This window comes from Klebsiella sp. MISC125 (assembly GCF_051131775.1).
Lineage (GTDB): Bacteria > Pseudomonadota > Gammaproteobacteria > Enterobacterales > Enterobacteriaceae > Klebsiella.
Genome location: NZ_CP180448.1, coordinates 4,511,586 through 4,523,378 on the forward strand (window position 1 = coordinate 4,511,586; position 11,793 = coordinate 4,523,378).

Genomic DNA, 11,793 nt, shown 5'->3' on the forward strand with positions numbered 1-11,793 from the left:
AAAATTAAAAAACAGGCGGGAGATAATTTGAGCTTGCGCAATATTTAGTCTCTCGCAAATACAAAATTTGTGGTAAGTTAATTCTATAAAACAATAATTGCAAAATATTAATAAACCAAAACTAAACGAGGTCTACTATGTTTGGAATCTACCGCGGACGCCGTCTGGTGCTGTACATCTTGCTGGCCATTATTATCGCTACTCTGGTGGGATATAGCACCTATACTTTTGTAAAAGCGCTGGCTTAATAATGACGTTAATTTACAGTCCGGTGTAATTAACTTAATCACAAATATGCCCAAATTAATTAACATGGGGATTAAAGAGGATTATTAGATATAATACTTAAGACGTAATTTAATTCCCTGCGAAACTATATTGCATTGATTCACCTTTTACCGGACAATATGTTTTTAACTGATGATTAACAAATAATGAAACATCCGCTAGAAACGCTCCTCAGCGCCGCCGGCATTCTTCTGCTGGCGTTGATATCCTGCCTGCTGCTGCCAGCGCCATCTCTTGGCTTGACGCTGGCGCAAAAACTGGTTGAGACGTTCCACCTGATGGATCTCAACCAGCTTTATACGCTGATCTTTTGCCTTTGGTTCTTAGCGCTGGGCGCTATTGAGTATGTGGTGTTGCGTTGGGTCTGGCGTCGCTGGTTTTCCCTTGAGCGCTAAGCCAGTAAAGTCACGCATACCGTTGACCAGCGCCTCGCACCAGGCGGCGTAATCGTGACCGCTGGAGGAGGGGTGGAAGCTCACCGCATAGCCCTTCTCTCTCAGTACCTGCTCAAATTCGAGGGTATTGGCATAAATGCCGCCATCCGGCCCGCTGGTTTCGAATTTACCCGCCTGTAGCCAGAAACGCACCGGATAGCGCGGCGATTGCTGGTACTGCCGCGTTAGCCAACTGGCCTCTTCTCCTTTCGGTGCCCACCAGTACGACCCGGACAAGCTCAGCACGTTGCCAAACTGCCGCGGATAGCGCAGCGCCACCCAGGATGCGGCCAGCCCGCCGTAGCTGGAACCTGCGACCACGGTTTTTTGCCGGGTCAGGTTGAGCCCCTGCCGGTTCAGCCACGGCAGCAGTTCATGAGCCATAAAATCAGCAAAATGCGGATTTGGCGGCAGCTCTTTTGCCCGTCGCGGATGATCAAGGCTATCGATAAACACCACGTTAATCGGCGGCAGTACATGGCTGGCGATCAGGGAATCCAGTACGTTGGCAAAGTGATATTCGTCCTGATAAGTCTTTCCATCGAACAGCATTAAGGTCCAGCGTGCGGGCTGCGGCAGACGCGGGCGGTAAAGCATCACTTCACGTGTATTTTGCAGGAAGTCGCTACGTAGCTGATGGCGGGTTAAGGTTCCGTAGCGCAGCGGTTGCGTCATACGCTGCGCCGAGCAAAAACGTGCAGGATTAAGCGCCAGCAAAGAGTAGCGACTCCAGCGATCCTGGGCGGTGTTGACGCTGTTGGGGTTGAGCGGATCTGCCTGGGCGCTGACCAGGATCGCCCGCCGCTGATCCCGCGCGCTGCCCGCAATCTGCGGCACATCCGGGGCGAGCTTATACTGCATTAGGGTATCGGCGGGCACCACGTAGCTGCGAAACCAAACATCGGAGTCGCCTAGGCGAAACAGCGGATCGTGATCTCCCGCCGGAGAACCCAGAATAAACACGTTCTGGCTCGCCCCGCGCCACAGGAAAGTCACTCGCTTATGGCTGACGTCCACCGGTTCCACCATGGGAGTCCCTTCCAGTTCACGCTCCTGCCAGAAATTCGCCGTTGAACCTCCCGCCGCCAGCTCGCGCTTGAGCTGCTGCAGGCGCGGGCTGACCGGATCCAGTGCCTGGTTTTTTGCCAGCGCGGTGGTTTCTCGCATCTGCCATTGAAAACGCCAGCGCGCGCCCTCTTCACCGTGCAGCACCAGTGAGGAGGCGCGGTTTACCGGCAGAGAAAATAGCAAAGTTTGTTCTCCATCTGCCGGGCCGCCTGCCAATAACGTGCGCAGGCGACGATTGTTCTCATCCAGCAGTCGGGCATCTGTGACGCCGGAAAGAGTCGCCGCAACATAGTTCTCGCCCAGCTTTGGCAGGTCAAAACAGACCTCGCCGCTGGCATCAAACTTCCCCTGCAGTTCACCTTGTAGCGAAGGTGATTCACAGTTCATCGCCGCTGCCGGTAAGGCACTCATGCCAATTAGCAGGCCGCTCCACGCCGTCTTCATTGCCCGATATTTCCTTGTAAAAATTTGTTAATAACGCTAATGCAAATAATAACTATTTGCAATAACATTGACACCGTTAATGACAGCCGCTGGGCAATTCATCTCGAAGATGGCGGTTTTTTGATGGCGATTTAACCAAGGAAAAATCATAAAAATGTTTAAATATAATAAGATAACAGCACTCTGGGCCGCGAGCCTCGCGGTATCCACCTTCGGCGGGCAGGCGCTGGCGGCGGAGGAAACGATCGTTGTCACCGCAGGCAGCGGCGAAGATCCAACAGCGCCGCTAAAGGGAATTGTCGCGACAAAGACGCTGTCGGCAACGAAGACTGCCGCAGAGATCGTCAAGACGCCGCAGTCGGTGTCGGTGGTCACTCGCGATCAAATGCAGGCGCTGGATGTCACCTCGGTTTCCCAGGCGCTGCGCTATAGCGCGGGCGTCTTTACCGAATATCGCGGTGCCTCGAACCGCAACGACGAAGTTTTCGTGCGCGGCTTTAGCTACGTGCCCAAATTCCTCGATGGCCTGAGCTACGGGGCCACCGCCTCCTCGCAGACCGGGACTTTCGACCCGTGGCTATTGGAGCGCGTTGAGCTGGTGCGAGGCCCGGCCTCGGTGCTGTTTGGCCAGGTTAACCCCGGCGGGCTTATCAGCATGACCAGCAAACGCCCCACCAGCCAGCCGATTCATGAAGTGCAGTTCCGTATCGGCAATAACAACCTTGCCGAAGGGGCTTTCGACTTTGGCGGCCCGCTGAGCGATGACGGCCACCTGCTCTATCGCCTGAACGGGATCGCCCGCACCCAGAATAATCAGATAGATGACTACAAAGAGACGCGGATGGCCATTGCCCCGGCACTGACCTGGTATCCTAACGACGCCACCCGCTTTACCTTGTTAACCAGCTATCAGAAAGACCCGGATGCCGGTTACCGTAACTTCCTGCCGCGCTACGGCACCGTGGAAAGCGTCGATGGCAGCTATATTCCGCGCGATTTTAACGTCAGCGACCCTAACTACAATCAGTCGTGGCGCGAACAAACGATGATTGGTTATGAATTCGAGCACCAGTTAAACGATACCTTCACCCTGCGGCAGAACGCCCGTTATGCCACCATCAAACAGAAATATCGTTATCTGGTGTACACCACCAGCGCCGCCAACAGTTCGGTGCTCTCGCGCCGCGCCCAACATGAAGAGCGCCAGACCGATGAGTTTGGTATCGATAACCAGCTTGAGGCGCAGTTTGCCAGCGGCCAGGTGGCACATACGGTGATTGGTGGTCTGGATTACAAAACCAGTAAAGATAAACAGTACCTCGGCCGCGCCGGTGGTTCACAGTACGATATCGACTGGCGCAGTCCCTCTTACGGCGTTAGCGTTGATGAAAGCACCTTCAGCACCGCCAGCGATGAGCAACAAAATCTCGACCAGGCGGGAATTTACCTCCAGGATCAGCTGAGCTGGCAGAATTGGGAGCTGCTGGTTTCGGGGCGCTACGACTGGGCAGAAGTGCGCACCACTGATTTTACCGATGCCAGCAGCACTCAGCAAAACGACAACAAGTTTACCTGGCGTACCGGGTTGCTGTACGCCTTTGATTTCGGCCTCTCGCCCTATATCAGCTACAGCACTTCGTTCGAACCTAATCTACAAACCAACCGCGCGCCGGGCGTCGGGCCGTTCGATCCAAGCGAAGGCAAGCAGGTAGAAGTGGGCCTGAAATATCAGCCGAACCCAAACGCGTTAATGACCCTCGCGCTGTATGACCTGACGCAGAGCAACGTCGCCACCTACAACAGCGCGGCCGGATGGTTTGAAAATAGCGGTAAGGTTCGTTCGAAAGGGGTGGAAGCCGAAGCGCACGCGACGGTCTTTGAAAACCTCAACCTGATTGCTTCATATACCTGGACCGATGCGGAAACCGTCAATACCACCGTGGTAGATACCGAAGGAAAAACCCCAGCACGTATTCCGACCCATATGGCCTCGGCGTTCACCAGCTATACCCTGCCAGACGGCGCGCTAAAAAGCCTGACGGCGGGCGTTGGCGTACGCTATATCGGCACCAGCTATGGCGATGCGAAAAACACCTTTAAGGTTCCGGCGGTGGATTTGTATGACGCGATGGTGAGCTATGAGTTAGGCGAACTGAGTTCGAGCCTGAAAGGGGCGAAAGTACAGTTCAACGTCAACAATATTGCGGATACCAAATACGTGGCTTCATGCGCCAGCGACAGCGCTTGTTTCTACGGTATTGGCCGGACGGTCACGGCAACGATAAACTACGCCTGGTAAGAAAAAAATGTCCGCCGGTCTCCCCCAGCGGACATTTTTCAACTTTTCAGTCTTTCAGTGCGCGCGGCTGTGATTCTCTTTGCGATAAGCACCCGGCGGCTGGTTGAACGTGCGGGTGAAAATGCGGGTAAAAGTTTGCTGCGAATCAAAGCCGTATTTCAGGCAAATATCGTAAACCCGCTGATCGGTATCGCGCAGATCGCGCGCCGCCAGCAGCAGCTTACGTTCGCGAATATAGCGCCCCAGACTCTCCCCTTTATAATGCAAAAACAGCCGTTGCAGATGCCATTTCGAGTACCCCGAATGACGCGCAATATCGTCAATGCGTAGCGGTTGATGCAAATTATCATCAATCCACTCGACGATTGTATCAATGACCTGAGCGGAAATAGTCATAAGTCCTCTCTCCTCTTGAACCACTCTCATCGTGACCGCCACCAGGCGTTAAATGATTGCGTTTTATCCGCGACCCAAACCGGCTCACCCAACATTGGCGTCAGCAGTCGCCACGGTCGCCCTGTGCTGGCCTCCGCCAGCCTTTTATACGGATCGTCCCATGTATGTTTTGCCAGCACGAAGCGCCCGGCGTGGCCCGGTAGCACCGCTCGGGCGTGTAAATCGTCAGCAGCCTGCGCCGTCTCTTTTGGCATCATGTGAATATATTTCCAGTCCTGGTCATACTGACCGTTTTCCATGATTGCCAGATCCACTTCACCAAACTGTTCCCCAATGGCTTTAAAGTGCGGGCCGTAGCCGCTATCGCCGCTGTAGTAAATTTTCTGCTGAGGGGTGACGAACATAAAGCTGGCCCACAGCGTCTGATTACGCTTGAGGCCGCGACCGGAAAAGTGGCGCGCGGGCAGCGCGTGTACTGTCAACTCATCGCTAATCTGCACCGATTGATTCCAGTCCACTTCACTGATAATCGCGCTATCAACGCCCCAGTAGCGCAGATGCGAGCCAACGCCCAGCGGCGTCACCACGCGCTTGATTTTCGGCATCAGCGCTTTGATGGTGGCGTAGTCGAGATGGTCATAGTGATCGTGCGAGATAATCAGCAGATCGATATCCGGCATCTCTTGCGCATGCCACGGATAGTCGCCGGGGAAGGCCTTATTAAGAAACGAAAACGGCGCGGCATAGTTGCTGAACACCGGATCAATCAGAATGCGTTTGCCCGCCAGCTGTAGGTACCAGGAGGAGTGACCCAACCAGACCATAGTGTCCTGCCCTAACGGCAGGCTGGCGAGATCGGTTTTCACCAGCGGTAGCGGCTGGGCCGGTCTGGCATTTTCCCGTTTGGTGACTAAAAAATCCCACCATGCAGCCAGCATATTTTTTTGCCCGGTAAACCCGGGCGTGGGCAGTTGATTGTGAAACTGGCCGTCATGATAGTGCGGCGACTGTTCGACCAGGCTGAGCTGTTCGCCCTGCGGTGCCTGACCAAATCCGGCATTTAACACAAACGGCAAAGTTGTTGCTGACGCTAATAACATGATGGCGACCACGCTTAAGATGACACGGTTCATATCCTGACCTGGCGAAATCCTCCTTCCTGGAGGTTTTTGTTATAAGACTTGATTATGAGTGAGTAAGCACTCATTATTAGGAAGAAGCTGAAAGTCGTCAAGACGATTTTCAAATTTTGACAGTCGGCGTTGCAGTGCCCATGCCAGGCATGCTTAGATCAGGTTTTTATAACGTGTGAGGTAAAGTGTAGTGGCTCGTCCTAAGAGTGAAGATAAAAAGCAAGCGTTACTGGAGGCCGCAACCGCCGCCTTTGCCCAATCGGGAATCGCCGCCTCAACCTCCGCCATCGCCCGCAGCGCCGGGGTTGCTGAGGGGACGCTGTTTCGCTATTTTGCCACCAAGGACGATCTGCTCAACGAGCTTTACCTCTCTATCAAATCGGGTTTAGTTCAGGTGATGGTGTCTAGTCTTGTCCCAAACGAAACCCGCCCGAAAGAGAATGCGCGTAATATCTGGAACAGCTATATCGACTGGGGCATGCGCAAGCCGATGGAGCATAAAGCCATCCGCCGCATGGCTCTCAGCGAAAGAATTACCGATGAAACGCGTACTCGGGTCAAAGAAATGTTCCCCGAGTTAAACGAAATATGCCAACTTTCGGTAAAACCCATTTTTCTTAGCGATGCGTATCGTACGTTTGGTGATGCGCTATTTTTGTCACTGGCAGAAACCACTATCGAGTACGCCAGCAACGATCCGCAGCGTGCCAGGGAACTCATTGCATTAGGCTTTGAGGCAATGTGGCAGGCGCTGCATGAGGAAACTATCTGATGGACCACCGCTCGCTGCATGACCACGCGCATCGTATCGCGCTGGAGCTGCCCTTCACCGAACACTGCTGGCCGTTTGGCCCGGAATACGATGTGTTTAAAGTCGGCGGGCGAATTTTTATGCTGAGCATGACGATACGCGGCCGTGCGCTGATCAACCTGAAGTGCGATCCGCAAAAATCGCTGCTTCATCAAGAGATTTACCACAGCATCGAGCCCGGTTATCACATGAACAAAAAGCACTGGATCACCGTAGTTCCCGGCGAGGATATCAGCGAGGGCCTGCTGGCGGATCTGATTGATGATTCGTGGAACCTGGTCGTCGATAAGCTCAGCAAAAAAGAGCAGCAGCGCCTGCGCCCAGCGTGATTTTCAGCGCAGCGCGATAAGTGTTATCGCATTTTTGCCCCTTATCATTTCCCCAACATCGCTGTACTCTTCCTGCACGAAACGCACCCGCAAGGGGTTGTAAACAGTGAGGAAGAGTATGGATATCGTATCGGTTGCCTTAAAGCGCTACTCCACCAAGGCATTTGACGCTACTAAAAAGCTGACTGCTGAACAGGCGGAAAACCTGAAAACGCTGTTGCAGTACAGCCCGTCAAGCACCAACTCCCAGCCGTGGCACTTTATCGTCGCCAGCAGCGATGAAGGTAAAGCCCGCGTCGCTAAAGCGGCGAGCGGCACCTACGTCTTTAATGAACGTAAAATTCTTGATGCGTCCCACGTGGTGGTTTTCTGCGCGAAAACCGCGATGGATGACGCCTGGCTTGAGCGCGTCGTTGACCAAGAAGAGGCCGATGGCCGCTTTGCTAATGCCGACGCCAAAGCCGCGAACCACAAAGGTCGCACCTTCTTTGCCGATCTGCACCGCAAAGACCTGCACGATGACGACCAGTGGATGGCGAAGCAGGTTTACCTCAACGTCGGCAATTTCCTGCTTGGCGTTGCGGCAATGGGTCTGGACGCGGTGCCGATTGAAGGCGTTGATTTCGCGATTCTTGATGACGAGTTCGACCTGAAGGCCCAGGGCTACACCAGCCTGGTGGTAGTGCCTGTCGGCCATCACAGCGTTGAAGATTTCAACGCCGCCCTGCCGAAATCCCGCCTGCCGCAGGCGACGACGATCACCGAGATTTAATTCTCTGGTTTTCTTTTACGCCAGGATAATCCCCGGATTGCGACTGTCGTCTTATCCGGGCTACAAAACACCTACTGTACTAACCCGTAGCCCGGGCAAGGCGCGTCAAGCGCCGCCCCCGGGTTTTGCAGCCGGGATACCCCCACCTTAACTACCGCTCCCCATCGTGCCAGATACGCTCCGCATAGCGGCCAATCACCGCCAGCGAAACGGCAAGGATCAGGAAGAACACCACCTTGTGCATCCCGTCCCAGAAAAACTCGAAGAAGCGGGTATAGAGGTTGATGGCCAGGAACGTCAGGCCGAAACCGCGCAGCATGCCATCATCGGTTTTCAGGCTGATATAAATACAGATCCCTGCCGCTACGGCGAACAGCAATCCCCACGGCAGCAGCTGTCTTTGCACCATCCTGGACCAGCTATCGATATCGTAATTGCCGAAAATAGACAGGATCCACAGGGCGATAAACAGATACGTCAGGCCCATCGCTTTGCTGACGGTAAACAGCTGGCGCTCGCGTAAATATTTCTGCGCGCCATAACAGAGTGCGAGCAGCGCGCCGCCGAACAGTACAAAGCGAATCGGATAGCTCATGCCCAGCCAGTAGGCTCCCCACCCCGACGCATAGCCCGTTTCTGCACCAAACCAGTTACCCAAAGACAGCAGAAAAAATAGCCACACCAGTCCAGAGCGGGCAAAGAAGCCAATCGCGCCGTAAATCACGCATCCGGCCAGGAACAGCGGCGCGATATGGCCGCTGCCGGTATCCAGGCGCTCACCCAGTTGCCATAGCGCCACGGCGGTAAAGACCACACCAAGAAACAGAATCGCTTCTGTACTGTAGTGCCACTGGGTTTCCCGCCGCTGGCGACGAAATCCCCAACCGTAGCAGGCCGCCGAGAGCAGCGTGGGCAGTATTATCCGCGTCAGCGCCGAGCTGCTGAACAGGCTAAGTAGATACTCAATCAGGTCGCTGTCGGCAAACAGGCTGCCCAGCGCCACCAGCACGCAGGCCAGCGCAGTCCAGAAAGCGTAGCGGCTCAGACGCTGCCAGTCGAAGGGGGAAACGTGCAGCGTTTGTGCTAATCGCTGGCTATCCTCCGGTGTTAACTCACCGCTGTTCTGCCAGGCGTCCAGCGTGCGCTGAATGATGCGTTGCTCTTTACGGGTAATGTTCATAAGCATTCCTTGAGACTGATGACAAACCTGTTTTAGCTATTGTGCTCGTATCTCTGCCGGGTGGCGGCTTGCGCCTTACCCGACCTACGAAAAACCGCAATATCAACCTGTTATGCAATTCTCTGCAGGCCCGCGCAAGCGCAGCGCCGCCGGGCAGTACCCGAAAATTGCACTTTGTCAGCAATCTGTTTCCTTGTGGTTAATGTTTATCCAGCCACGCCAGCGCCTGCTCGCCCGCATCATCCATCGGTAAATAGACCAGCAGGCGTGAGCCATTGCGCGGGGCCGAGTACCAGTACATCTGCTGCAAGCTAAAGCGTCCAAGCTGCGGATGGTTAAAGTTTTTCACCTGATTCTCCACTCCGCGCACTTCATAGCGCTGATGCCACAGCGCCTCAAACTCCGCCGAAGCGGCGAAAAAGCGCGCCAGTTTATTCTCCCACAGCGGGTCGCCACGGTGCTCCGCCATCGCCGCGCGAAAGTAAGAGACAAACGTCGCCAGCACATCACGATTTTCGATCCGGCTGCGCCAGGTTTCATTGGTCAGATACAGATAAATGCAGTTGCGATCCTCTTCCGGGATCGTGGCGAAGTCGATACCCATCAGCCGACAAAAGCTGTCGTTCCACGCCACAATATCGAAGCTCGGCTTCTGAATACTGGCGGGCTGCGGCATCAGGCTATCGAGCATCCGCCTGGTCCCGGGGCTGATACCTTCACATACCGTGATCTGAGTGGCCTCCGGCGGAGTCAGCCCGGCCAGAACAAACAGATGCCGGGTCTCCAGCGGGCTGCACTGGAGCGCATTCGCCACCCCCACCAGCACCGCCTCAGACGGATTCACTTCCCGCCCCTGCTCCAGCCAGGTGTACCAGGTGACGCCAACGTCCGCCAGCATCGCCACCTCTTCGCGACGCAAGCCCGGCGTGCGTCGCCGCCCGACGCGCGGCAGCCCCAGACGCTGCGGGTCGAGGCTTTCGCGCCGGGCGCGCAGAAACGCACCGAGCTGTTTACGACCGTCATCTGGCGCCGTGACCGCCGATTCTCGTTGCGGCATCGTCGTCATAAATCCTCCAGCATGGTAGTACCAATACCAGTATAAGCAGGAACTGGTACCCGTTTAAATTATCGATGATGCTACGGCTATCCGCTGAATGACGCAATGGAGAGATCCGATGAATTCGTCTGCTGTTTCACCCGGCCGCGCCGGTTTATTCCTGCTGTTGACCGGCCAAATGCTGCCGTTGATCGACACCTCGATCACCAACGTCGCGCTGGATTCGATCACCCAATCGTTGAACGCCAGCGCCACCCAACTGGAGCTGATTGTCGCGCTGTACGGCGTCGCCTTTGCCGTCTGTCTGGCGATGGGCAGCAAACTTGGCGATAACTATGGCCGCCGCCGTCTGTTTATGTGGGGCGTAGCGATTTTTGGTGTCGCCTCCCTGCTGTGCGGGATGGCAAATTCCATTCATACCCTGCTGGCGGCACGCACCTTACAGGGTGCCGGTGCGGCGCTGATCGTGCCGCAGATCCTCGCCACTTTGCATATCACCCTCAAAGGCACCGCCCACGCTCGGGCCATCAGCCTGTACGGCGGCATTGGCGGTATCGCGTTTATCGTAGGTCAGATGGGCGGTGGTTGGCTGGTATCGGCGGACATCGCCGGTTTAGGCTGGCGAAATGCGTTCTTTATCAACGTGCCGATCTGCCTGCTGGTGCTGGCTTTTAGCCCGCGCTACGTCCCCGAGACCCGGCGCGAAGCGCATTCGCGTATCGACTGGCAGGGCACTTTCAGCCTTGCGCTGATCCTCTGCTGCCTGTTGTTCCCAATGGCGCTGGGGCCGGAACTGCACTGGCCGTGGGCGCTCCAGCTAATGTTAGTCGCCGTGCTGCCGCTGCTGCTGTGGATGCGAGCCAGCGCGCTGGGCAAACAGCAGCGCGGCGAACAACCGTTATTGCCGCCCCGCCTGCTGAAGCTCACCAGCATTCGCTTTGGCATGGCCATTGCCCTGCTCTTTTTCAGCGCCTGGTCCGGGTTTATGTTCTGTATGGCGCTGACCATGCAGGCAGGTTTGGGTATGGCGCCGTGGCAGTCCGGCAACAGCTTTATCGCCCTCGGCGTGGCCTATTTCATCTCTGCGCTGTACGCGCCGAAGTTGATTGCCCGTTACAGCATGGGGCGCATCCTGCTGATTGGCCTGTCGGTGCAGATTGTCGGCCTGCTGCTGCTGAGCGCCACGTTTTATCACCTTGGAACGCAAACCTCTACTCTGGCTCTGGTGCCGTCCACGGCGCTTATCGGCTATGGCCAGGCGTTGATCGTCAATAGCTTTTACCGCATCGGAATGCGCGATATCAGCGCCTGCGACGCCGGGGCCGGGAGCGCGATTCTCAGCACCCTGCAACAGGCAACGCTGGGCCTTGGCCCGGCGATCCTCGGTTCGCTATTCTTAACCCTTGCCCATCGCGGCGGCGGGGACTATCCATTAGCGTTAATCGATTTTCTGGCGGTTGAGGTGGTGATGATGCTGATATTAGGCGCCATCGCGCTATGCCTGCGCCATCATCTGAACGTGCATCCGGCGGTAGCGGCTTCATAATTCACATCTGCGTAACCTGCGATTTGCATAATAGTC

The 11,793-nt window shown here is 55.5% G+C and carries 11 protein-coding genes; 6 read left to right on the forward strand and 5 right to left on the reverse strand.

Going from position 1 to position 11,793, the window contains the following annotated elements; all coding sequences use genetic code 11:
- Positions 1-434: 434 nt before the first annotated feature.
- Positions 435-683 (forward strand): DUF1158 domain-containing protein, encoded by a 249-nt coding sequence (locus ACMYSL_RS21240; protein WP_139538577.1) that lies wholly within the window; start codon positions 435-437, stop codon positions 681-683.
- Here ACMYSL_RS21240 and ACMYSL_RS21245 read toward each other — a convergent pair.
- Positions 612-2,234: an alpha/beta hydrolase-fold protein gene (locus ACMYSL_RS21245; RefSeq protein WP_434659866.1), complete on the reverse strand. Its 1,623-nt coding sequence runs from the start codon at positions 2,232-2,234 to the stop codon at positions 612-614. The genes ACMYSL_RS21240 and ACMYSL_RS21245 overlap by 72 nt on opposite strands.
- 154 nt (positions 2,235-2,388) lie before the next feature.
- Between ACMYSL_RS21245 and ACMYSL_RS21250 the strand changes: the two genes are divergently transcribed.
- On the forward strand, positions 2,389-4,533 hold the full coding sequence (locus ACMYSL_RS21250) for a TonB-dependent siderophore receptor (protein WP_434659867.1): 2,145 nt from the start codon (positions 2,389-2,391) through the stop codon (positions 4,531-4,533).
- 54 nt (positions 4,534-4,587) lie between these two features.
- On the opposite strand, the gene ACMYSL_RS21255 is transcribed toward ACMYSL_RS21250, so the two are convergent.
- Both ACMYSL_RS21255 and ACMYSL_RS21260 read right to left on the reverse strand, forming a co-directional pair.
- A complete protein-coding gene (locus ACMYSL_RS21255) occupies positions 4,588-4,929 on the reverse strand; it encodes a RamA family antibiotic efflux transcriptional regulator (RefSeq protein WP_181483154.1) in 342 nt (113 codons plus the stop codon).
- Between the two features lie 26 nt (positions 4,930-4,955).
- Entirely contained in the window at positions 4,956-6,062 is a 1,107-nt protein-coding gene (locus tag ACMYSL_RS21260) for an MBL fold metallo-hydrolase (RefSeq protein ID WP_304256835.1), read from the reverse strand.
- A gap of 190 nt (positions 6,063-6,252) precedes the next feature.
- Between ACMYSL_RS21260 and ACMYSL_RS21265 the strand changes: the two genes are divergently transcribed.
- The 3 genes from ACMYSL_RS21265 (at position 6,253) to nfsB (ending at position 7,974) form a co-directional block, all read left to right on the forward strand.
- The gene (locus ACMYSL_RS21265; RefSeq protein ID WP_182207187.1) at positions 6,253-6,834 is read left to right on the forward strand and encodes a TetR/AcrR family transcriptional regulator; all 582 of its coding nucleotides are present in this window, start codon (positions 6,253-6,255) and stop codon (positions 6,832-6,834) included.
- Positions 6,834-7,202 carry an MmcQ/YjbR family DNA-binding protein gene (locus tag ACMYSL_RS21270; protein WP_434659868.1) on the forward strand — a complete coding sequence of 123 codons (369 nt, stop codon included), beginning with the start codon at positions 6,834-6,836 and terminating at the stop codon, positions 7,200-7,202. Before ACMYSL_RS21265 ends, ACMYSL_RS21270 begins: the two co-directional genes overlap by 1 nt.
- A gap of 118 nt (positions 7,203-7,320) precedes the next feature.
- Positions 7,321-7,974: an oxygen-insensitive NAD(P)H nitroreductase gene (nfsB, locus tag ACMYSL_RS21275; RefSeq protein WP_434659869.1), complete on the forward strand. Its 654-nt coding sequence runs from the start codon at positions 7,321-7,323 to the stop codon at positions 7,972-7,974.
- Positions 7,975-8,125: 151 nt separating this feature from the next.
- On the opposite strand, the gene ACMYSL_RS21280 is transcribed toward nfsB, so the two are convergent.
- Entirely contained in the window at positions 8,126-9,154 is a 1,029-nt protein-coding gene (locus ACMYSL_RS21280) for a DUF2157 domain-containing protein (protein WP_434659870.1), read from the reverse strand.
- A gap of 199 nt (positions 9,155-9,353) precedes the next feature.
- Positions 9,354-10,220 carry a helix-turn-helix transcriptional regulator gene (locus tag ACMYSL_RS21285; RefSeq protein WP_434659871.1) on the reverse strand — a complete coding sequence of 289 codons (867 nt, stop codon included), beginning with the start codon at positions 10,218-10,220 and terminating at the stop codon, positions 9,354-9,356.
- 109 nt (positions 10,221-10,329) lie between these two features.
- On the opposite strand from ACMYSL_RS21285, the gene ACMYSL_RS21290 reads away from it, so the two are divergent.
- Positions 10,330-11,757: an MFS transporter gene (locus tag ACMYSL_RS21290; RefSeq protein ID WP_434659872.1), complete on the forward strand. Its 1,428-nt coding sequence runs from the start codon at positions 10,330-10,332 to the stop codon at positions 11,755-11,757.
- Positions 11,758-11,793: the final 36 nt, after the last annotated feature.

Bases quoted from the DNA above. Each gene is read 5' to 3' on its own strand.
- ACMYSL_RS21285 (WP_434659871.1), bottom strand. From the start codon at position 10,220: ATGACGACGATGCCGCAACGAGAATCGGCGGTCACGGCGCCAGATGAC.
- ACMYSL_RS21290 (WP_434659872.1), top strand. From the start codon at position 10,330: ATGAATTCGTCTGCTGTTTCACCCGGCCGCGCCGGTTTATTCCTGCTG.
- ACMYSL_RS21270 (WP_434659868.1), top strand. From the start codon at position 6,834: ATGGACCACCGCTCGCTGCATGACCACGCGCATCGTATCGCGCTGGAG.
- ACMYSL_RS21260 (WP_304256835.1), bottom strand. From the start codon at position 6,062: ATGAACCGTGTCATCTTAAGCGTGGTCGCCATCATGTTATTAGCGTCA.
- ACMYSL_RS21240 (WP_139538577.1), top strand. From the start codon at position 435: ATGAAACATCCGCTAGAAACGCTCCTCAGCGCCGCCGGCATTCTTCTG.
- ACMYSL_RS21280 (WP_434659870.1), bottom strand. From the start codon at position 9,154: ATGAACATTACCCGTAAAGAGCAACGCATCATTCAGCGCACGCTGGAC.
- nfsB (WP_434659869.1), top strand. From the start codon at position 7,321: ATGGATATCGTATCGGTTGCCTTAAAGCGCTACTCCACCAAGGCATTT.
- ACMYSL_RS21255 (WP_181483154.1), bottom strand. From the start codon at position 4,929: ATGACTATTTCCGCTCAGGTCATTGATACAATCGTCGAGTGGATTGAT.
- ACMYSL_RS21245 (WP_434659866.1), bottom strand. From the start codon at position 2,234: ATGAAGACGGCGTGGAGCGGCCTGCTAATTGGCATGAGTGCCTTACCG.
- ACMYSL_RS21250 (WP_434659867.1), top strand. From the start codon at position 2,389: ATGTTTAAATATAATAAGATAACAGCACTCTGGGCCGCGAGCCTCGCG.